Here is a 20,160-nt window from a genome sequence, read left to right on the forward strand (position 1 = left end):
TGTCGCTCATGGCGGATCAGGCCCAGCTCACGAGCGAGCGGTGGTGGTCCTCCGGCGCGCGCACGGCGTCCTCGTCGTGCCGGAGCATCGCATGATGCAGCCGCCGCAGCGGGGGCGAGGGGTCCACGCCGAGTTCCTCGTCGAGCGTACGGCGGAGCCTGCTGTACTCGTTCAGCGCGGCGTGGGGGTCGCCACCGAGGTAGAGCGCCCTGAGCAACTGGCCGGCGACGCGCTCGCGCAGCGGATGCTCAGCCAGCAGCCCGCGGATCTCGCCGACCAGGCCGCCGGACATGCCGAGACTCAGCCTGGCCTCGATGTAGTCCTCCCGGGCGAGCAGGCCCTGCTCGTTGAGATCGGCGATGTACCCGCGGAGGCTGGCGCCGCCCGACACGTTGGAGCACGCAGGGCCCTCCCACAGGGCGAGGCCCCTGCGCAGCAGGTTCGCCGCCAGGTCGAACCGGCGGGCGGTGAGGGCGGTCCGCGCCTGCGCGGCCCGATCGGTGAACACCTGGAGGTCGCACTCTCCCGCCGCCACCGTGAGCCGGTACGCGGCGCCGACCTCCCCGCCGCCGCGCGTGGTGGTCAGCCGCCCGCTCATTCCGAGCTCCTGGAGCCGGGCGCGGATCCGGCCGACGTAGGTACGGAGATTGGACATCGCCGACCGGGGCGGATCGTCCCAGATGATGTCGGCGAGCCGCGCCGCGGACAACTCCCGGCCGGAGTTGAGCAACAGAACGGCGAGAACGCCGCGGCATGTGGGCGAGTCACCCGGCCCTGGTCCTTCCGCGCCCAGGCGCAGCGGACCGAGAAGGCGGAAGAACATGGCATAGCCTCCTGTTCATTCGGCGAACGTGGTTTCAGGGGGACTGTTCTCCACGAGCGACGGCCACCGCATATGTCGCCGATATGCGGTGGCCGTTGACTCAGCTCAGCCGGACACGCTGCGGGCAGCGCCGCTTCCCGGCCGTCATCACGGGTTGCTGTCGTCCGCGGCGACCGGCGCGGCCAGGGTCGTGGTGATGAGACCGCTTCCCAGCAGCATCGTGCTGACCAGGCCGATCGCGGCCGCGAACCTCTTGAACGTGGACATGTGCTTTCTCCTTCTAGCGGGCGGCACCGGGACCCTTTCGTCCCGAGCCGACGTGTCAGGGCCGCCGGGCCGGCTCGGCCGGCCTGGAGGCGGGTGGTGGGCGAACAAGGGGCCGGAGTCAGCCGGATCTCGCACCCGATCGACTCGTCCTTGATTCGGAAGGTCACCGCCACCAGCGGATACACCCCGCCGGCACCGAGACCGGCGAATTCGGGTCCGGTACCGGAGGCGCACCGTGGTGGGTCCCTCAAAGAGTTCCGCACCGCGCCTTCCGGGCCGCATTCGCGGACTTTCCGTGCCGCCCCGATTCTCCGCGTGCGAGGGAAAGCGGCGCGATAGCGGGGCGGCATGCGGCCCGGAATACCGTCGAGCGCACAGCGCCGGAAAGCCGTCGTCGCATGGTAGGAAGAGGTCGCTCACATGGCTGGTCACGACAGGGGACGCGTATTCCGCAGGATCATCACCGTACTCGTCGCGCTGAGCGTCGCCTGGGGCGTGACCACAGGGCTCGCCGCCCCGGCGATGGCGGACCCTCCGGTCGGCGGCGGCATCATCTCGGACCCGGGCAACACCCCCTGGGACTGACGCGGGCCATCGTGCTGTCCGTGCTCATCGGCGTGGTGGTGCGGGACCGGCGTCCGGGCCTCCCTCGCGCGGCGCAGGACCGCTCGGGCGGCCCGTGAGCCGCGCGGCGCAGGTCCGCTGGGCGGGCGGCCCGTGAGCCGGCTCCCCCGGCAACCGCCTACAGGCCCGCGCTCTCCTCCTGCGAGCGGACGGTGTCGAGAACCCCGGCGATCCGCGCTTCGAGATGCGCCGCCTGGATGCCCCTGGCCAGCTCCAGCGCCGACCGCAGATGCCGTGCCGCCTGGTCCATATCGTCGCCGTCCAGGGCGAGTTCGCCCAGGCTGAGCAGGATCCGCGTCTCGACGAGCCGCGCGCCGGTCGAGGTGGCCGACCGCAGCGCCCGGCGCAGCACCTCGCCGGCCTCGGCCGGTTCGCTCAGGCGCAGGCGGGCGAGGCCCAGCCCTTGCAGCGCGTACGCCTCGCCCACGAGATCGCCGTCGCCCTGCACCCTCACCAGCGCCTGCGCGAACAGTTCCGCGGCGCGACGGGGATCACCGAACGACAGGCAGGCGCCGCCCATGCGGTGCAGAACCTGGGCCTCGACCCGCCTCGCCCCCGCCTCACGGCTGAGAACCAGGGCTTCCGCCAGCAGCTTGTCCGCCTCGTCAAATTCGCCCCGATCCAACCTGATCTGCGCGAGATTGTGCAGGATGTACGCCGAGGCCACCGGGTCCCCGGTCCGGCGGAAGATCTCCAGCCCCGCCTCGTACCCGGTGGCGGCCTCGTCGAGGCGACCGGCGACCCGGTTTAGGAAGGCGATGTTCCGTACGGCGAGCGCGGTCGCGTGCTCGTCGCCCACCTGCTGGAACAGCGCGACGGCCGTCTCCAGGTTGCGGCGGGCGTCGTCGAAGCGCTGCTCGTGGATGGCCAGCGAGCCGATCGAGTAGAGCGCCGCGGCTCGGCCTCGTACGTCCCCGGCCCGCTGTGCGGCGGCGAGCGCGATCCGGTGGGTGTCGCGCCAGTCGTCGAGGTACATCCGGGATTCGAACAGGCTGACCGAGCCGAGCGCGAGGCCCCAGCACAGCTCCGTGAAGCCGGCGTGGGCGGCCTGGCGGACGGCCGAGACGAGGCTCGTGCGCTCGCGTTCGAACCACACGTGCGGGGCGGCCATCAGGCGGTCGACCAGCACGGGAGGCAGCGGCCACCGTTCCGCGCCGTTGCGGACCTGCACGTACGGCCCGCCGTACGCACGCCGGTGCGCCTCTTCGGCGAGCGCGAGCAGCGCGCCCAGGACCCGCCGCAGCAGGGTGGCGCGCCCGGCGGCGGACTCCTCGGCGGCGAGCCGCTCACGGGCGAACACGCGGACCAGGCCGTGCAGCCGATACTGGCCGTGCGGCCCGCCGCCGGCAGCGGTGGCCGCGATGAGCTGGGCGTCGGCCAGTTCGTCGAGCAGATCCTCGGACTCCGTGATCGGCACGTCGAGCAGCGCGGTCGCGACCCAGCCGGAGAACACCGGCGTGTCGAGGATCGCCAGCCTGCGAAGCAGCCGCCGTGCGTCATCGCCCACGCTCTCGTAGGTCAGTGAGATCGTGGCCCGGATGCCGAGACCGCCGTGCCGGAGCTCGTCGAGCCGCCGGTTCTCGTCCTCCAGTCGCCGCAGGAGTTGCTCGACGCTCCAGTGCGGCCGCGCGGACAGGCGGGCGCCGGCGATGCGCAGGGCGAGGGGGAGCCGCCCGCACAGCTCGGCCATCGCCTCCGCCGACCGCGTCTCCGAGCGGACACGTCCGTCTCCGGCGATCCGGGCGAGCAGGCTCATCGACTGGTGTGCGTCGAAGACGTCGACGTGAACGTGGTGTGCCCCGTGCAGCCCGGTCAGGCGGGTGCGGCTGGTGATCAGTACGGCGCAGCCGCCGGAGTCCGGCAGCAGCGGCAGGACCTGGCTCTCCGTCACGGCGTCGTCGAGCACGATCAGCGTCCGGCGGCCGTCGAGCAGCTTGCGGTAGAGCTTGGCGCGCTCCTCCAGGTCCTCGGGGATCTCGATGCCGGGCACGCCGAGCGCGCGCAGAAAGCGCTCCAGCACCTGCATCGGACTCACCTGGCAGGACGCTTCGCCGTGCAGGTCGGCGTAGAGCCGGCCGCCGGGATACCGGTCGGCCAGGCGGTGCGAGGCGTGGATGACGAAGCTCGACTTGCCGACGCCCGGCATGCCCGCGATCACGACGATCGGTACGGCAGGCGGGGCCGTGTCCGCCGCGAGCACCGCTTCGAGGTCGGCGATCTCCTGCTGCCTGCCGGTGAAGTCGGCGATGTCCGTGGGCAGCAGGCAGGGGCCGGCGGGGATCACCGGGGAGGGTCCGGCCGGGGCCACCGGAAGATCGAGTGCGGCATCCGAGGTGAGGATGGCGTGCCGCAGCCGGCGCAGCCGCTCCTCGGGCTCGATCCCCAGCTCGTCGATCATGATGTCCCGGGCCCGCTGGTATGCCCGCAGCGCCTCCTCCCGCCGGCCGGAGCGGTAGAGCGCGAGCATGAACTGGCCGTGCAGCCGTTCCCGCATCGGGTGCTCCCTCACGAGCGTGGCGAGTTCGCCGATGAGCTCGTGGTGGCCGCCCGACTCCAACTCCACCTCGACGCACTCCTCGTTCGCCGTGATCCGGAGCTCCTCCAGCCTCCCGGCGCTCACCTTCGCTCCGGCGAACTGGATGCCGTCGAGCACCGGGCCGCGCCACAGGGCCAGCGCCTCCCGGTACAAGACGATCGACTCGGCGGGCCGGCCGGTGTCTCGCGCCTCGCGGGCGCGGCCGACGAGTTCCTGGAAACGGTGGGAGTCGAGCCGGGCGGAGTCGACGGCGATGGCGTAGCCCCACGCCTGGGTGGTGATGATTCCGGGATGTCCCTGGTCGGCGAACAGCCGGCGCAGCGCGGAGACGGCGATCTGCAACTGGTTCCGCGATGTCGTCGGCGGGGCCTCACCGTAGATCGCCTGCACCAGCCTTTCGGCCGCGATGGGACGGTTGGCGTCCAGCAGGAGGCAGCTGAGCACGGTCTGCTGGCGGGGGCCTCCCAGGCGGAGTCTTCGGCCATCGACCAGGACTCTCAGCGGTCCGAGGATGCGGAACTCCATATCAGCCTCCCTGTTACCCGCCGACCGCTTCGCTGGCACGCCAGGTGGCAGGGCTCAGCCGTTCTCGAAGTGACGTGAGAACTTCCGCTCGGTCCCCGGTTGATCGGAGCCCCGGCGAGCCGGCGTTCGCGGCCGATGACCACAGAGTCGCCATCCCATGGTGTCCGGACAATGAATTTTGGCGTTCGGCCTTGTTCGGAACAGTTCGAGACGCAGATCGGGCCGGTGCCGAGAAGCATTCCTCGCCCGCCGGAGCTCCTGCCGCACGCGATCGAAAGCCCGGCTCATTCGTTTCGTGTCCCGCATGTGCCCTGCGTGTGCGCGGCGATCCTAATCTCAAGAAAACAGTTGGTCCGCCGCAAAACAAAAGGTTCCCGCGGCATCGAACGGGCCAAAGAAGGAAAGGCGATCCAATGCCCGAGAGTGACTACTTCGACCTGGATCTTCAGGTCGTGTCGCAGGCCGTACGGTACAACGACTTCGCGCTCTGCACCGAGAAGACGCCCAGCACCACCAACACCTGCTACGTCCTGACGGTGTGCATCCATCCGACCGGCGCGCAGGGCGTCAACCTCTGCCCCGACTGCTGATACGGCGAAAACCGCCGGGCCACCGGATGACGCCGCGAATCGGCCTCATCCGGGCCCGGCTACATTCCATCGGTTCCTCGCGAGCCCACGCACCAGGGAAATGGAGCGAAATACTCCGCATGTGCCCTGCGTGTGCGCGGCGATCCTAATCTCAAGAAAACAGTTGGTCCGCCGCGAACGTGAAGGTTCCCGCGGCATCGAACGGACCAAATAAAAGAGAGGCGATCCAATGCCCGAGAATGACTACTTCGATTTGGATCTTCAGGTCGTGTCGCAGGCCGTACGGCACAGCGACTTCGCGCTCTGCTCCGAGAAGACCGGCGGCACCAGCAACACCTGCTACATCCTGACCATTTGCGTTCATCCGACCGGCGCGCAGGGCGTCAACCTCTGCCCCGACTGCTGATACGGCGAGAACCGCCGGGCCACCGGATGACGCCGCGAATCGGCCTCGTCCGGGCCCGGCTGCATTCCATCGGTTCGTCGCGAGACCACGCACCAGGGAAGTGGAGCGAAACAATGCTTGTCGACAATACCTTTGTGGTTCGCGCGGCGATTCTGGACGGCGCTCGCCGCGACGAAACTCTCATCGCGGGCCGGCCGGGGACCGAGGAGTATCTCGACGGGCTCCACCGCTTCATCCTCCGGCAGTCAACGGACTCCGTGCTGATGGAGGCCATCGCCGTCGCGAGCCCGGACTTCGCGCGGGAGTTGGAGGCGATTCGCGACGGCCGGCGGCCGGAGAACGCGAAGGTGCGGCGCGTCGCCCTCAACCTCGCCAAGTACGTCATCAGGGCGACGTGCCGGCCCACGCCGTTCGGGCTCTTCGCCGGGGTGGCGACCGGCGGCTTCGGCGAACGGCCGGTGGCGCGGTGGGGCGATGCCCACACGAAGCATGTGCGGCCCGACGGGGCCTGGCTCGCCCCGCTGCTGCGCGAAGGGCAGCAGGCGCCGGAGACCCTCGCCTCGCTCTCGTTCGTCCGCAACTCCCTGTCCTATTCACGCGGCGCCCGCATGGTGCTGCCCTACGCGAGTCACCCCACCGGAGCCCTGGAGGAAGGGGCGTCGTCCGCGAAGGAGATAACCATCCGCGACACGCCGGCCGTCCAGGCCGTCCTCGCGGCCACGGAGCGCCCCGTGCGCTACGACGAGCTCCGTGCGAACCTGGCGGACCGGTTCCCGGAGATTCCGCCGGCCCGGCTGGACGGTCTGCTCCTCAAACTGCTGGACGTCGGCTTCCTGCTGTCGGATCTCCAGTGGCACCAGGCGTCCGGCGACGGCCTCGCCCCGCTGATCCGACGCCTCGGCTCGCACCCGCACGCGGAGGTGCTGCGCGCGGCGGAGTCCTTCATCGGCGATTTCGCCCGCCGCTCTCCGGAAGAGGGCCGCCGAGTCCTGCTGGACGGCCGGGCGGCGAGTTCGGGCGAGGCGATCGACCTGCAGGTCGACCTCGAACTCGACGTGGACGTGACGCTGCCCGTGACCGTCAAGGACGAGATCGAGGATCTGACGGCCACCCTGTGCCGGCTCGACTCGATGACCGTTCAGGCGCTGTCACCGGGCCTGCGCGGATACCACACGGCGTTCCTCGAGCGGTACGGCCAGCAGACCCTGGTTCCGCTGCTGGAACTGCTGGATCCGCACCTCGGGCTGGGAGCGCCGCGCGGCTACGAGATGCCGGCGGACGTCAAAGACCATCACAACGCGCCGGCCGAGCCGGAAGGCCCCCGGTTTCCCCGTGCGCTCGCCCTGCTCCTGGAAGAGGCGATCATGACGGGCGCCGAGGAGATCTCGATCGACGACGACGTCGTGAAAGACCTCGGGGGGCGGCACCACGGTGCGAGGCTCCCCGCCTATTTCGACCTCTGCCTGACGTTGGACTGCGAATCGCTCCGCGCGGCGCAGGAGGGCGACTTCACCCTGTCCGTGAGCGGGATCGGCGCCGTTCCCACCTCTGGCGCGATTCTCGGGCGCTTCGCCCGGCACCTTCGGGCGGAACGGGTCCTGGCCGGCTCGCTGCGGGCCCCGCTGCCGGCGGACGAATGGCTGACCGCGCAGCTCGTGTACAGCCCCTTCCAGCCGCGCCATCTCAACGTCTCCAAGGTCCCGAACGTGCTCGCGCACATCATCCCGGTGGGCGTGCCGTACGAGTCTCAGGAGCCGGGGGTCGACGTGCTGCCGCTCACCGATCTGGCCGTCGGCGCGACCGACGAGCGGCTCTACGTGTGGTCGAAGGCGCACGGACGCCGCGTCTTCGCGGCGGTGCCGAACATGCTGCGCCAGGACGTGTTCGCCCCCAACGCCGTTCGGCTGCTCGCGGAGATCTCGCAGGGCTGGGTGACCTCGCCCTTCGGCTGGAATTGGGGGCATTTTTCGACATTTCCCTACCTGCCCAGGGTGCGCTACGGGCGGACGATCCTCGCGAAGGCGAGGTGGCGTCCCGCCGCGACGCTGAAGGACGGGAAATTGTCCTGGCCGGAGTGGTGCACGGCGCTTGAGGACTGGCGCCGCCTCTACCGGGTGCCCGACAGGGTCGAACTCAGCGACGGCGACAACCGGCTGGACCTGGACCTGACCTCGGGACTGCATCTGGAGCTCCTGCGAGACGAGCTGCGCAAGCGTCCCGGCGTCGAGCTCAGGGAGGTCGCCGCCGACCGGCCGGGATCCTGGCTCGCCGGCCGTACCACGGAGATCGTGGTCTCCGTCAAAGGACAGGCGGAGAAGGAGGCGCTGTCACTGCGGCGGCCCCCGAGGCCCGCGAGCGGCTCCGCCCGTCATCCGCTGGGGAGCGAGTGGCTCTACCTCAAGCTCTACTCACGAGCCGAGTCCCAGGACCAGCTGCTGAGCAGGAGCCTCCCGCTGCTGCTGGACTCCGTGGCCCCGCACGTCGACAAGTGGTTCTTCATCCGGTACGTCGATCCCGAGCACCACGTCAGGCTGCGCATGCACGGCGATCCAGGGAACCTGCTGACGCAGGTGCTGCCGCGGGTCGCCGGGACGCTGGAGCGGCTGAGCGACGACGGGGAGATCTCGCACTGGACCACCGGGACGTACCACCCGGAGGTGGCCAGATATGGAGGCCCTGACCATATGCCGGCCGCGGAAGCGTACTTCTCGGCGGACAGCGATCTGGTTCTCTGCCAGCTCGACCTGGTGGCACGGGGAGAACTGGACCTGGCCCCCGAGGTCCTGGCGGCCATGAACCACATCCAGCTCCTCACCGATCTCGGTCTCGACTGGGCGCACTGGGCCACCGGGACGTTTCCCGCCCAGGTCTCCGCCGTCAGAACTCCCCCGCGGCTACGCGGGCAGCTCAGAGCGGTGGATCCGCGGGGCGGATGGGCCGGTCTCGACAGATTGCGCGGCGGCACGCTGCTCCGGCAATCGTGGACCCTCCGCAGCCAGGAGGCGAAGGCGTACTCCGCGCAGGACCCGTCGGCGGTCTGGGCCGACTCGCTCGGCTCGATCGCGATCGACCTCCTGCACATGCACGCCAATCGCCTCCTCGGCGTGGACCGGGAAGCGGAGGGGCTCTCGTACAAGATCCTGCAGTCGGCCGCCCGCACGTTCCTCAACAGGAAGGACACGAAATGAGCCACCCCCATGAGAATGCTCGTGAGATCGTCAGCCGCATCGCGGAGAGACTCGGCGACCCTGAGCACGTCCTCGGCGTCATCCAGCCGGGGAGCACGTCGATCGCCCTTGAGACGGGAGGGCGGCGCGAGATCTGGCACCGCCCGAGCCTCGGTTCCGGATACGGCGGCCTGGCCCTCTTCTACGCGGAACTGGCTCGGTCGGACGCGAAATACGCGCCCATCGCGCGAGAGTACGTCCGGCGCACCCTGGGGAGCGTGGCAGAGATCATAGGCTCCGGCCTCTACCAGGGAGCAGCGGGCATCGGCTTCATCCTCGACGCGTGCGCCCGGAGCGACTGCGGAAACGCTCGCGACGTCATCAACACCGCCGTCGGGGAGTCCGTGCGGGAAAGGGCCGACCAGATCGCGAACGGCGGACCACGGATCAAAGGCGCGAACATGTATCGCGCCTACGACGTCATCCAAGGCCTGACCGGGATCGGGGCATATCTGCTCAAGGCAGGCAACGCTGGTGACGAACTGCTCCTCGACGTCCTCGACTGCCTGGTCAAGCTGGGACGGCCCCGCCGGTGGGACGGCGCCTGGCGGCCCGGTTGGTGGATCGGGGAGACACAGGCCTCACCGATCACGCCGTTCCGCCGGGAACACCTCAACCTGGGCCTGGCCCACGGGATCAGCGGGCCGCTGGCGCTCTTCTCGCTCGCGTGGAGCGCGGGCCGGCGCGCGCCCGACCAGGCTGAGGCCGCCGCGGCCATCGCCGAGACGCTGGTCGAAAAGGTCCAGACCGACGAGGCGGGCCCGCACTGGGCGCGGCTGCTGGAGTGGGACGAGTACCAGCTGGGCAAGGGCGTCAAGTCGGCGCCGACGTGGTGTTACGGCGGTCTGGGAGTGGCCCGCGCCCTGCAACTGGCCGGCCACGCCTTCGGGGAGGACCGCTGGGTCAAGACGGCCGACGACGTCTTCACCGCCGAACTCGCGAGGCTGGCCGACGCACCACCGCTGCCGCAGGCGTTCATCTGCCATGGCTGGGCCGGGGTGTTGCAGACGGTGCTCAGGTACGCCGAGGGCTCGCCGCACCTCGACGTCGCCCGGCACGCGGACTTCATCGTCGAGAGGATCGTCGAGCGTTACGACGACGACCTCCCGTTCGGGTTCCGGGTCAACCGGATGGGCGACTCCCTCGACCTGGACATTCCAGGACTGCTGGAAGGCGCCGCGGGTGTCGCGCTCGCGCTGGACGCCTATCTGAACGGGACCCGGTCGGCGACGGGCTGGGACTCGATGCTGCTGCTCTCGTGACCGCCACGACCTCTTCAACCGCTCCGTCGATCCGGTAGGTGCGTATGACTCTGGTCTCCTCGAAGCCGCTGGCGTCAACCGATATGAAGCCGCTGGTCTGGCAGTCCCATGAAACCGTCGTCGCCTCGGCGACCACCCTCGGCATCCTGCGCCGGTTCCCCAGACTCATGCGGGAGGCGGTGAAGCTGGCGTGGGCGGCCAACCGGCGCGACCTGCTCCTCGCCGTGAGCCTGAACCTGCTGGCCGGCGTCTGCATGGTCTCCGGGCTGGTGTCCGGCACCGTGGTGCTGTCCCGTCTCCTGTCGCAGGCCATGACCTGGGAAAGCCTTCAGGCGGCGAGCGGCCCGCTGGTGATGGTGTGCACGCTGGCCGTACTGCGTTCGTCCCTGCTGGCGCTCGCCTCCTGGAGTCAGGCCCGCCTCCGGCCCCAGGTCGAACGGATCGTCGCCGCCCGTCTCGCGATGGCGGGCACCCGGCTGCCGCTGGCGGACTTCGACGAGCCGGAGCTCTACGATTTCATGCGCCTGGCCAAGGACCGGGGCTTGCACGAGGCGCCCGAGATGGTCCAGAGGATGGTGGACGTCGCCGCGGCGGTGATCGGTCTCGCCGCCGCGGGGTCCGTGCTCGCGGCCACGCACCCGGTCCTGCTGCCCCTGGTGCTGATCGCCTCCGTGCCGGACGGCTGGGCGGCCGCCCGGGCGGGCCTGATGCGCTACCGCCTGATGTTCCAGCTCACGGCCAGTCGACGGCGCAAATGGATACTCCATGAGCTGATGTGCGGCCGCGCCTCCGCCTTGGAGGTGCGGGCGTACATGATGCGCGAGTTCCTGCTGGAGGAGTACGACAAGATCTCCGCTCAAGAAGAACGGCTCGAACTCCGGCTGTCTCGGCGCGAGTTCGTCGTCGGGCTGCAGGGCGTCTCCGCCCGCGGGCTCTGCGCCGGCGTCGTCTACGGAGCGCTGGCGATCCTGGTGGGCACCGGCATGGTGGGAGTCGGCGCCGCGGCGACGGCGGTGATCGCGGTACAGGTGAGCAACTCCTCACTGCGCAACCTGGTGGGCTCGGCCACCTCCTGCTTCCAGTCCGGGCTGTACTTCGAGGACCTGGTCTCCTTCCTCGCCACCGCCACCGCCCGCTCCCGGCGCGACGAGCGCCCCGGGCCGGCGGACTTCGAGACCATCAGCGCCGACGGCATCGGTTTCGCGTATCCGGGAACGGACTCGCGTGTCATCCACGACGTGTCCGTACGAGTGCGGAAAGGCGAGATGATCGCCCTGGTCGGCGAGAACGGATCCGGCAAGTCCACCCTGGCCAAACTCCTCGCGGGTTTCTACGAGGTCACCGAGGGGGCCGTGCGCTGGGACGGGGACGACATCCAGGGCGTCAGACGCGAGGACCTGTGGCGGCACGTCGCCGTCATCGCCCAGGACTACACGCAGTGGCCGCTCTCCGCCCGGCACAACATCGTCATGGGCAACCGGCCCGACGAGGACGGGCTGGCGTCCGCCGCGCTGGCGTCCGGCGCCGACTCCGTGATCGCGGGGTTGCCCGAGGGCTACGACACGCTCCTGGACCGGAGGTTCAAGGGCGGCCAGGAACTCTCGAAGGGCCAGTGGCAGCGGGTCGCGGCAGCCCGCGCCTTCTACCGGGACGCGTCGCTGCTGATCTGCGACGAACCCACCGCGGCGATGGACCCGGCCGCCGAGAACGCGCTGCTCACCGCGATCCGGGAGTTCGCCGAGGACCGGGCGGTCATCCTCATCACCCACCGCCTGGAGGCCGTCCGCCACTGCGACCGCGCCTACGTCCTGGCGCACGGGCGGGTGGCGGAGAGCGGAACTCACGACGATCTGCTCTCCCTGGGCGGCCTCTACTACGAGTCGTACATGTTGCAGGCCCGCCGCTACGGCCGGATGCCGGGGCTTGATCCGGTTTGAGATCACAGGTTCGTCGCTCAGCGCGTGTGGCGACCCGATAACCGGCAAGCGCATAGCCGGGCTCCACCGCGCCATCCCTCTCAAGATCAGCAGCGTGGTGGTCGACCGCGCGACCAGGCAACCGGGATCGACCACCCGCCGTGCGTCAAGCAGTAGGGAGGGCGGCTATCTGGATGCGCCGCCCGGCTGACGAAGATCGGTCGCGGGGCGGGGGGCCGGGGTGGCCAGTGGCAGGCCGAGCTGGGCGATTCCCGCCGCCACCAGTTCGTCCGGTGGCAGTGTCACCTCCAGCACCATCCCGGACTCGTCCGGGTCGAGGTGCTCCAGGATCGCCCGTTGCGAGTCGAGCAGGCTGGCCGACATGTAGTGGTCGGTGCGGCGGGTCATCCGTTCCCGGATCAGCTCCGCGGACCCGTCCAGGTGGACGAACTCCACCTCCGGCGGGCCCTCCCGTAGCACGTCCCGGTAGGAGCGTTTGAGCGCCGAGCAGGCCAGCACCGTGGAGACGCCCTCGGCGTGCCGGGCGGCCATCCACGCGGCCAGGTTACGCAGCCACGGCCAGCGGTCCGCGTCGTCCAGCGGGATGCCGGCGCGCATCCGCGCCACGTTCGCCTCCGGGTGGAACTCGTCCGCCTCGGCGAACCGCAGTCCGGTCAGCTCGCTGATCCCCCGGGCCACGGTCGTCTTGCCCGCGCCCGACACCCCCATGACCACGATGTGCCGGGTGCGCCGGTGCTCACCAGTCATGGACGGTGCCGTCCTTGAGCCGGTTGAACGGCAGGTACGCCGGTTGGTACGGGAACCGCGCCGCGGCCTCCTCGTCGAACTCCACGCCGAGCCCCGGCAGCTCACCGGGATGCAGGTAGCCGTCGGTGAAGCTGAACGACTGATGGAACACTTCGTTGGTCGGCGGGCCGTGCTGCATGTACTCCTGGATGCCGAAGTTGTGGATCGCCAGGTCCAGGTGCAGGGCGGCGGCCATGCCGACCGGCGAGATGTCGGTCGGGCCGTGGATGCCGGACTTGATCTGGTACTGGGCGGCGAAGTCGAGCAGCTTCCGCATGGCCGTGATCCCCCCGGTGTGGGTGACGGCGGACCGGACGTAGTCGATGAGCTGCTCGCGGATCAGGGTCTGGTAGTCCCACACGGTGTTGAAGATCTCGCCGATGGCCAGCGGGGTGGTGGTGTGCTGGCGGACCAGGCGCAGCGCCTCCTGGTTCTCGGCCGGCGTGCAGTCCTCCAGCCAGAACAGGTCGTACGGCTCGAGGGCCTTGCCGAGCTTGGCGGCCTGGATGGGGGTCATCCGATGATGCCCGTCGTGCAGCAGCGGCAGCTCGGGACCGAACTCGTTGCGCACCGCCTCGAAGACGCCGGGCAGGTGGCGCAGGTAGGCGCGGGTGTCCCAGTCCTCTTCGGCGGGCAGCGCGGCGCGCTGGGCGGGCTCGTAGTCGTACCGCTTGCCGTCCACGCCGGCCTGGGCGGCCACGCCGTACACGGCGTTGATGCCTGGTACGGAGGTCTGCACCCGGATCGACCGGTAGCCCATCTCCAGGTGCCGGCGGATCGAGTCGAACAGCTCCGGCAGGTCCCGGCCCGAGGCGTGCCCGTACGCCATGATCCCGTTCCGGGAGGCTCCGCCGAGCAGCTGGTAGAGCGGCATCCCGGCGGCCTTGGCCTTGATGTCCCACAGCGCCACGTCCACGGCGGCGATGGCGGCCATGGTGACGGGTCCCCGCCGCCAGTACGCCGAGCGGTAGAGGAACTGCCAGGTGTCCTCGATGCGATGCGGGTCCCGCCCGATCAGCAAGGGGACGACGTGGTCGGCCAGGTACGAGGCGACCGCCAGCTCCCGCCCGTTGAGGGTGCCGTCCCCCAGCCCGGTGATCCCCTCGTCCGTCGTGATCTTGAGGGTGACGAAATTGCGGTCGGGGCTGGCGACGATGACGTCCGCCGCGATGATCTTCACGCAGGTGCCTTTCTCACAGGTGGTGGCGGCGAAGGGCGCCGCCGGGCTACAGGCCGGCCCGGTGGTGGCGCACCCGGGTCAGGTCGGCGGTTCGCCGTTCCAGGAACATCAGCCCCGCCGGCCACGGCGTACGCCTCGGTCGGGGTTGGCGCCCCGGCGGTGAAGGTCGAGGGTCATGGTCACCATTCCGCGTAGGAACCGTCCCGGTGCCGCCAGATGGGGCTGCGCCAGGTGTGTCCTCTTTTGTCGGCGGAGCGGACCGCCTGCTCGTCAATCTCGATACCCAGTCCGGGCGCGGTGAGCCGCTCGACGTATCCGTCCACGAAAGCCAACGGCGTCTTGTCGAGGCAGTAGTCGAGCACCTCGGCGCCCTGGTTGTAGTGGATGCCGATGCTCTGTTCCTGGATCAGGTAGTTCGGCGTGGCGAAGCCGATCTGCAGGCAGGCCGCGAGGGCGAGCGGGCCGAGCGGGCAGTGCGGGGCGAGCTGCACGTCGTACACCTCGGCGAGCGCGGCGATCTTGCGCACCTCGGTGATGCCGCCGGCGTGCGAGAGGTCCGGCTGAGCGACCGCGATGCCGGCCTGGAAGACGGGCAGGAACTCCTGCCGGCTGTAGAGCCGCTCCCCCGTCGACACCGGGGTGGTGGTCGAGCGGACGAACTCGCCGATGAGGTGGGAGTTCTCCGGGACGACCGGCTCCTCCAGGAACAGCGGCCGATACGGCTCCAGGAGCGGCGCCACACGGCGAGCGTTGGCCAGGGTGAACCGCCCGTGAAAGTCGACGGCGACGTCGCGGTCGTCGCCGAGCACCTCGCGGGCGGCGGCCACCCGGGCGACCACGCCGTTCAGCTCGGCGACTGAGGCGACCGGGCTCATCTCGCCGGAGGCGTTCATCTTCACCGCGGTGAGCCCGGCCTCGACCTGGGCGGCGACGTGGTCACGGACCTCGCCGGGCTCGTCACCGCCGACCCAGCCGTACACCCGGATCCGGTCCCGGACCGGACCGCCGAGCAGTTGGTGCACCGGGGCGCCGAAGTGCTTGCCGGCGATGTCCCAGAGGGCCTGGTCGATGCCCGCCACGGCACTCGCCAGGATCGGACCGCCCCGGTAGAACGAGCCCTTGGTCAGCACCTGCCAGTGGTCCTCGATGCGCAGCGCGTCCCGGCCGATCAGCAGCTCCGCGAGCTGGTCGATGGCGGCCCGGACGGTCTCGGAGCGCCCCTCGCAGGTGGCCTCGCCCCAGCCGACGATCCCGGAGTCGGTCTCCATCCGGACGAAGAGCCAGCGGGGGGCGACAAGGAAGGTCTCTATGCGCGCGATGGTCATCATGGCGGTCACCCCTTGGTCGCACCGGCGGTGAGGCCGGAGACCACATATTTCTGCACGAACAGGGCGATCAGCATGATCGGTACGGTGACCACGGTGGCCGCGGCCATCAGGCCGCCCCAGTCGATGCTGGCGTAGCCGACGAAGTCGAAGATGGCCACGGGCAGGGTCTTGGTGTCAGCGTCGGAGAGCACGAGCGCGAACATGAAGTTGTTCCAGGAGAAGATGATGGACAGGATGCCGGCGGTGGCGATACCCGGTACCGACAGCGGCAGCATGATGCGGCGGAACGCGCCGATATGGGTCAGCCCATCGACCAGCGCCGCCTCCTCCAGCTCCTCGGGCATGCTGTCGAAGTAGCCCATCATGATGTAGACCACGAGGGGCAGCGAGACGAACATGTGGCTGAGGATCAGTACCCCGGAACCGCCGACCATCTTCAGGTTGGAGAAGACGTAGTACCAGGGCACCAGCAGCGAGACGCCGGGGATGACCCGGGCCATCAGCACCACCAGCGCCGACTTCTTCATGTTGAACCGGCTCATCGAGTACGCGGCCGGCACGCCGAGGACCAGCGACGCCACGGTGGCGGCGAACGCCACCCAGAGGCTGTTGCCGATGAACTGGACGTAGTTCGCCTGCTGGAGCACCTTGACGTAGTTGTCCATGGTGGGCGAGAAGACCAGCGCCTTGCCCGTGTCGTAGATGTCGACGTTGGTCTTGAACGACGCGGCGATCATCCAGAGCAGGGGCGCGATCAGTGCGAGCACCACGACGGTGAGCGCCACCACCCGGAACACCCGGTATGCGGGACTGGCCTTCATCGCTTCGCCTCCTTGCGCCGGGCGGTCAGGGCCCACATCGACCCGATGATGATCAGGAAGAAGAGGATGAGGACGGTGGAGGAGACGCCGTACTCGTTGTAGTCGAAGCTGAGGCCGTACGCGTACACGTTGAGGGTCTCCACCTCGTGGAACGAACCGCCGCCGCGGCCCTTTGTGGCGTAGAGGACGTCGAAGGTCTTCAGCGCGTCGATGCCGCGCAGCAGGATCGCCACGGTCACCGTGGGCATCAGCAGCGGCAGGGTGACGTGCCGGAAACGCTGCCAGGTGCTGGCGCCGTCGATCCGCGCCGCCTCCTGCGGCTCCTCCGACAGCGAGGTGAGCCCGGCGAGCAGGATCAGCACCACCATCGGCGTCCACTGCCACACGTCGATGAAGATCGTGGTGGGCAGGGCCGTGTACTGGCCGGCGAGCCACGGCTGCGGCCCGATTCCGACCCAGCCGAGGATCTGGTTGGCCATGCCGATGTTCGGGTCGAAGATGAGCCGCCACATCATGCCGACCGCGACCGGGGTGGCGACGAGCGGCATCAGGATGGCGACCCGGACCCACTTCTGTCCTTTGAACGGCCGCCAGAGCAGCAGCGCGATCGCCATCCCGAGGACCACTTCGAACAACAGCGCGACGACGGTGAACGTGGCGGTCCGCCCGACGGCGGGCCAGAACCGTTCGGTGTCCGAGAGGACGTCGAGGTAGTTCTGGACGCCCACGAACGTGCTCTCCGCGCGGACGGATCCCTCGGTGTCGGTCAGGCTGAGATAGCCGGTCCACGCCAGTGGGATCGCGATCAGCGCGGCGACGAAGACCATCGCGGGCGCGGCGAAGAGCCATTTGCGGTGGTCGTTGGCCCAGCGCACCCAGGCGGGCGTATCGGGGCCGGTGGGGGCGCTGCGCGACCCCTTTGTGGTGGTGATCGTAGCCATTGGGTCTCCAGAGATGGGCGGGCCTGCGGGGTACACGGGTGGCGGGCGCTCAACCCACCACCTGTGTGCGCCCCTTACTTGGCCTCGTCGTCCAGGAACTTCTGGAAAGCGGCGTTGGCCGTGTCAGCGGCCGCCGCGGCGTCCTTGCCGGTGATCGCGTCAACGATCGGCTGGCCGACGATCTCGCGGGCCTCGGGAATCTTCACGACCAGCGGCCGGTCATGGCTCACTCCGGACTTGGTACTGGCCTCGATGGCCTCCACCATGTCCTTCGGGAAGGTCGAGGTGCCCTCCGGGTTCGCCCAGACGGAGGTACGGGCGCCCGGCACACCGGACTTCTGCTGGGCGAGCGTCTGCGCCTTGCTGGTGGCCCACTCGACGAACTTCCAGGCGTTGCCCGTGTTCTCCGAGTTGGCGTTGACCCCCAGCGCCCACGACGGGATGTTGTACGGCTTCGAACCCGCCGGGCCGGCCGGGAACACCGCGAAGCCGACCTTGTCCGCGACCTTGGATTTGGCCGGGTCGGTGGCGTTCTTGTAGAGCGAGTTGGCCTCGGTGTAGAAGGCGGCCTTGCCCTGGGTGAAGATGGCCATCGCCTCGGGCCAGCCCATGTCGGTGCTGACGTTCGCCGGGCCGGAGTCCTTGATCAGCTTGCCGTAGAGGGCGTACGCCTGCTTGGCCGCGTCGCTGTTGACCGCGGCCTTGCCGCTGCTGTCCACGAAGTCGCCGCCGAAGCTGTACAGGAAGCTGGAGAACTGGGTGACCGCCGCCGACTTGCCGGTACGGGCGATGAAGCCGGCGACGCCCGGCTCGGCAGCCTTGATCTTGGCAGCGGCGGCCGTCAGCTCGTCGAGGGTCTTCGGCGGTGCGCTCAGGCCGGCCTTGGCGAGCAGGTCCTTACGGTAGTAGAGGACCTCCTGCTCGGTGATGATCGGGACACCGACCGGCTTGCCCTCGTGCGTGGTGGCCTCCACCGGGTTGGCCTGGAAGTCGCTGAAGTCCCAGTCCTTGTTGGACTTCACCTGCTCCGACAGGTCGGCCAGGTACTTGTTCTTGGCGAAGAGCTTCCCCTCCTGCAAGGGGCGGTACATCATCACGTCGATGTCGGACGAGCCGGCATTCAGCTTGACGTTGTACTGGTCGGAGAGCTGGTCCTCGCCGAGCTGGGTGAGCTCGACCTTGAGCCCGGTCTGCTTCTCGAACTCGGGCAGGGCCTGCTTGACGTTATCCGTCCACACATGGTTGGCCAGGGTGACCCGGACCGTCTTGGACGCACCGCTGTCGTCCCCGCCACAGGCGGACAGGCCCATGGCGACAACCACGGCCAGAGACGCACCAAATATCGATTGACGTCGCACGTCATCTCTCCCTTCTGGCATGGTCGCCGCCCTCGGAAGAGCGCCACGCGTTCTTAACATCTGCTTAATGCGAGGATGCTAGGACAATAAGGGTGATTTATTCAAGGTCTAGCCTCCACTGATATGCTCTGTGCCGTGAACCAGTCCTCCCCAGGTGTCGGACCCTCCCAGCACGCTCCTGTCGAGGCCGGGCTGCACGCGCGTGTCCTCGACCACCTCGGCACCGCCATCTGCAGCGGCGGCATGGCCGCCGGTTCCGTCCTGAGCATCGACGACCTGATCGACCGCTACCAGGTCTCCCGCTCGGTGATCCGCGAGGTGCTGCGGGTGCTCGCGTCCATGGGTCTCATCGAGACCCGGCGCCGGGTCGGGATCATGATCCAGCCCGCCGAGGTGTGGAGCGTCTTCGATCCGCAGGTGATCCGCTGGCGGCTCGCCTCGGACGGGCGGATGGCACAGATGCGCTCGATCACCGAACTGCGGACCGCGATCGAGCCGCACGCCGCCTGGTTGACCGCCGCGCGGATCGACGACGACGAGGCGAGCGAGTTGGTCGGGCTCGCGGCCAAGATGTGGGCCGCGGGGAAGGCCGGCGACGAAGCGCGCTTCCTCAACCTGGACATCGAATTCCACGGGCGGGTGCTGGCCGCCTCCGGTAACGAGATGTTCGCGAAACTGCAACTGATCGTCGCTGAGGTGCTCGCCGGCCGGCACTACCACCACCTGATGCCTCACTACCCGGACGAGCAGGCGTTGCAGCTGCACACCGACGTGGCCCAGGCGATCCAGCGGCGCGACGGCGAGCGGGCCCGGGAGGCCATGGTGGGGATCATGGAGCAGGGGTTCGCCGAGATGAAATCGTTGTGGGAGCAGAGCTCCGAACCAGACGGCGCATAACCGGCCCAGGCGCGTCGAACTCGGTCACTCGTCGAGCACGCTGGTGTTCTGGCAGGCGGTCAGGCGCCACCGCCCGTCTTCTTTGGCCATCACGAACAGCGGAGTGCCCACCTCTGACCCGTCGGGCGTCTGGTACACCTGACGGACCTTGACAGCGGCGACGTCGGGGCGGACGAACAGCACGTGCTCCACCTCGAACGAGACCGTCGAGCCCCGCATTCCACCGGGAAGCACCTGGTGCGTGAACGTCGAGATCGCATCACGGCCGAAGAGACGCTTACCGCCACCCGTCGTCCAGATCGCATCCGCCCGGAAGAGCCCGACGAACTCGTCGGGCAGCTCATTGTTCTGGGCGTGCTCCACCGCGGCGACCACTTGCTTGATCGTCGCGATCTCGGCCTCGCGTGCCTGTTCGTCAATGATTGTCGTGCTCATGAGGATCATTCTTGAATCTCAAGAGCACTTGAGGTCAAGTCATCGCGCGATGGCACACCTCACATGGTCGATGGCCGCTTCACCCGCCCACTAGTGTCCTGCGTCTAAAATTCGTCGGCTAAGTCTAGAGTGGAATTTATGGCGCGGACGGGACGACCAAAGACTCCGGTGACGCTTTCTGCCGATGAGCGGGCCACCCTGGAACGCTGGGCGCGAA

At 69.1% G+C, this 20,160-nt stretch carries 16 protein-coding genes; 7 read left to right on the forward strand and 9 right to left on the reverse strand.

What is annotated here, in order from left to right; all coding sequences use genetic code 11:
• Positions 1–16 precede the first annotated feature (16 nt).
• Entirely contained in the window at positions 17–823 is an 807-nt protein-coding gene (locus MBA17_RS32755; protein WP_238500760.1) for an AfsR/SARP family transcriptional regulator, read from the reverse strand.
• A 687-nt stretch (positions 824–1,510) separates the two neighbouring features.
• Here MBA17_RS32755 and MBA17_RS32760 point away from each other — a divergent pair.
• On the forward strand, positions 1,511–1,675 hold the full coding sequence (locus tag MBA17_RS32760; protein ID WP_238500761.1) for a hypothetical protein: 165 nt from the start codon (positions 1,511–1,513) through the stop codon (positions 1,673–1,675).
• Positions 1,676–1,832: 157 nt separating this feature from the next.
• On the opposite strand, the gene MBA17_RS32765 is transcribed toward MBA17_RS32760, so the two are convergent.
• Entirely contained in the window at positions 1,833–4,775 is a 2,943-nt protein-coding gene (locus MBA17_RS32765) for an AfsR/SARP family transcriptional regulator (RefSeq protein WP_238500762.1), read from the reverse strand.
• A gap of 413 nt (positions 4,776–5,188) precedes the next feature.
• Between MBA17_RS32765 and MBA17_RS32770 the strand changes: the two genes are divergently transcribed.
• The 5 genes from MBA17_RS32770 (at position 5,189) to MBA17_RS32790 (ending at position 12,197) form a co-directional block, all read left to right on the forward strand.
• Positions 5,189–5,365 (forward strand): hypothetical protein, encoded by a 177-nt coding sequence (locus MBA17_RS32770; RefSeq protein WP_238500763.1) that lies wholly within the window; start codon positions 5,189–5,191, stop codon positions 5,363–5,365.
• Positions 5,366–5,594: 229 nt separating this feature from the next.
• A complete protein-coding gene (locus tag MBA17_RS32775) occupies positions 5,595–5,771 on the forward strand; it encodes a hypothetical protein (protein WP_238500764.1) in 177 nt (58 codons plus the stop codon).
• Between the two features lie 113 nt (positions 5,772–5,884).
• The gene (locus MBA17_RS32780) at positions 5,885–8,959 is read left to right on the forward strand and encodes a lantibiotic dehydratase (protein ID WP_238500766.1); all 3,075 of its coding nucleotides are present in this window, start codon (positions 5,885–5,887) and stop codon (positions 8,957–8,959) included.
• On the forward strand, positions 8,956–10,260 hold the full coding sequence (locus tag MBA17_RS32785; protein WP_238500768.1) for a lanthionine synthetase C family protein: 1,305 nt from the start codon (positions 8,956–8,958) through the stop codon (positions 10,258–10,260). The genes MBA17_RS32780 and MBA17_RS32785 overlap by 4 nt, the downstream gene beginning before the upstream one ends.
• An 83-nt stretch (positions 10,261–10,343) precedes the next feature.
• Positions 10,344–12,197: an ABC transporter ATP-binding protein gene (locus MBA17_RS32790; RefSeq protein ID WP_238500770.1), complete on the forward strand. Its 1,854-nt coding sequence runs from the start codon at positions 10,344–10,346 to the stop codon at positions 12,195–12,197.
• Between the two features lie 165 nt (positions 12,198–12,362).
• Here the strand turns inward: MBA17_RS32790 and MBA17_RS32795 are convergent, their stop codons facing one another.
• The 6 genes from MBA17_RS32795 to MBA17_RS32820 form a co-directional block, all read right to left on the reverse strand.
• Entirely contained in the window at positions 12,363–12,944 is a 582-nt protein-coding gene (locus tag MBA17_RS32795; RefSeq protein ID WP_238500773.1) for a gluconokinase, read from the reverse strand.
• Complete coding sequence (manD, locus tag MBA17_RS32800) at positions 12,934–14,163, reverse strand: D-mannonate dehydratase ManD (RefSeq protein WP_238500775.1); 1,230 nt, start codon at positions 14,161–14,163, stop codon at positions 12,934–12,936. Before manD ends, MBA17_RS32795 begins: the two co-directional genes overlap by 11 nt.
• Before the next feature lie 179 nt (positions 14,164–14,342).
• On the reverse strand, positions 14,343–15,491 hold the full coding sequence (dgoD, locus tag MBA17_RS32805; RefSeq protein ID WP_238500777.1) for a galactonate dehydratase: 1,149 nt from the start codon (positions 15,489–15,491) through the stop codon (positions 14,343–14,345).
• A gap of 5 nt (positions 15,492–15,496) precedes the next feature.
• Positions 15,497–16,312 (reverse strand): carbohydrate ABC transporter permease, encoded by an 816-nt coding sequence (locus MBA17_RS32810; protein ID WP_238500791.1) that lies wholly within the window; start codon positions 16,310–16,312, stop codon positions 15,497–15,499.
• Positions 16,309–17,253 (reverse strand): carbohydrate ABC transporter permease, encoded by a 945-nt coding sequence (locus tag MBA17_RS32815; protein ID WP_238500793.1) that lies wholly within the window; start codon positions 17,251–17,253, stop codon positions 16,309–16,311. Before MBA17_RS32815 ends, MBA17_RS32810 begins: the two co-directional genes overlap by 4 nt.
• A gap of 74 nt (positions 17,254–17,327) precedes the next feature.
• Positions 17,328–18,611 carry an ABC transporter substrate-binding protein gene (locus MBA17_RS32820; protein WP_238500801.1) on the reverse strand — a complete coding sequence of 428 codons (1,284 nt, stop codon included), beginning with the start codon at positions 18,609–18,611 and terminating at the stop codon, positions 17,328–17,330.
• Between the two features lie 135 nt (positions 18,612–18,746).
• On the opposite strand from MBA17_RS32820, the gene MBA17_RS32825 reads away from it, so the two are divergent.
• Positions 18,747–19,508: a FadR/GntR family transcriptional regulator gene (locus tag MBA17_RS32825; RefSeq protein WP_238500806.1), complete on the forward strand. Its 762-nt coding sequence runs from the start codon at positions 18,747–18,749 to the stop codon at positions 19,506–19,508.
• Between the two features lie 24 nt (positions 19,509–19,532).
• Here the strand turns inward: MBA17_RS32825 and MBA17_RS32830 are convergent, their stop codons facing one another.
• On the reverse strand, positions 19,533–19,943 hold the full coding sequence (locus MBA17_RS32830; RefSeq protein WP_238500833.1) for an SgcJ/EcaC family oxidoreductase: 411 nt from the start codon (positions 19,941–19,943) through the stop codon (positions 19,533–19,535).
• Positions 19,944–20,160 lie beyond the last annotated feature (217 nt).

Source organism: Dolomitihabitans soli (assembly GCF_022213955.1).
Classification (GTDB): domain Bacteria; phylum Actinomycetota; class Actinomycetes; order Streptosporangiales; family Streptosporangiaceae; genus Streptosporangium_A; species Streptosporangium_A soli.

Excerpts from the sequence above, each read along its gene's own strand:
- MBA17_RS32755 (WP_238500760.1), bottom strand. The coding sequence starts at position 823 with ATGTTCTTCCGCCTTCTCGGTCCGCTGCGCCTGGGCGCGGAAGGACCA.
- MBA17_RS32760 (WP_238500761.1), top strand. The coding sequence starts at position 1,511 with ATGGCTGGTCACGACAGGGGACGCGTATTCCGCAGGATCATCACCGTA.
- MBA17_RS32765 (WP_238500762.1), bottom strand. The coding sequence starts at position 4,775 with ATGGAGTTCCGCATCCTCGGACCGCTGAGAGTCCTGGTCGATGGCCGA.
- MBA17_RS32770 (WP_238500763.1), top strand. The coding sequence starts at position 5,189 with ATGCCCGAGAGTGACTACTTCGACCTGGATCTTCAGGTCGTGTCGCAG.
- MBA17_RS32775 (WP_238500764.1), top strand. The coding sequence starts at position 5,595 with ATGCCCGAGAATGACTACTTCGATTTGGATCTTCAGGTCGTGTCGCAG.
- MBA17_RS32780 (WP_238500766.1), top strand. The coding sequence starts at position 5,885 with ATGCTTGTCGACAATACCTTTGTGGTTCGCGCGGCGATTCTGGACGGC.
- MBA17_RS32785 (WP_238500768.1), top strand. The coding sequence starts at position 8,956 with ATGAGCCACCCCCATGAGAATGCTCGTGAGATCGTCAGCCGCATCGCG.
- MBA17_RS32790 (WP_238500770.1), top strand. The coding sequence starts at position 10,344 with ATGAAGCCGCTGGTCTGGCAGTCCCATGAAACCGTCGTCGCCTCGGCG.
- MBA17_RS32795 (WP_238500773.1), bottom strand. The coding sequence starts at position 12,944 with ATGACTGGTGAGCACCGGCGCACCCGGCACATCGTGGTCATGGGGGTG.
- dgoD (WP_238500777.1), bottom strand. The coding sequence starts at position 15,491 with ATGATGACCATCGCGCGCATAGAGACCTTCCTTGTCGCCCCCCGCTGG.
- MBA17_RS32810 (WP_238500791.1), bottom strand. The coding sequence starts at position 16,312 with ATGAAGGCCAGTCCCGCATACCGGGTGTTCCGGGTGGTGGCGCTCACC.
- MBA17_RS32815 (WP_238500793.1), bottom strand. The coding sequence starts at position 17,253 with ATGGCTACGATCACCACCACAAAGGGGTCGCGCAGCGCCCCCACCGGC.
- MBA17_RS32830 (WP_238500833.1), bottom strand. The coding sequence starts at position 19,943 with ATGAGCACGACAATCATTGACGAACAGGCACGCGAGGCCGAGATCGCG.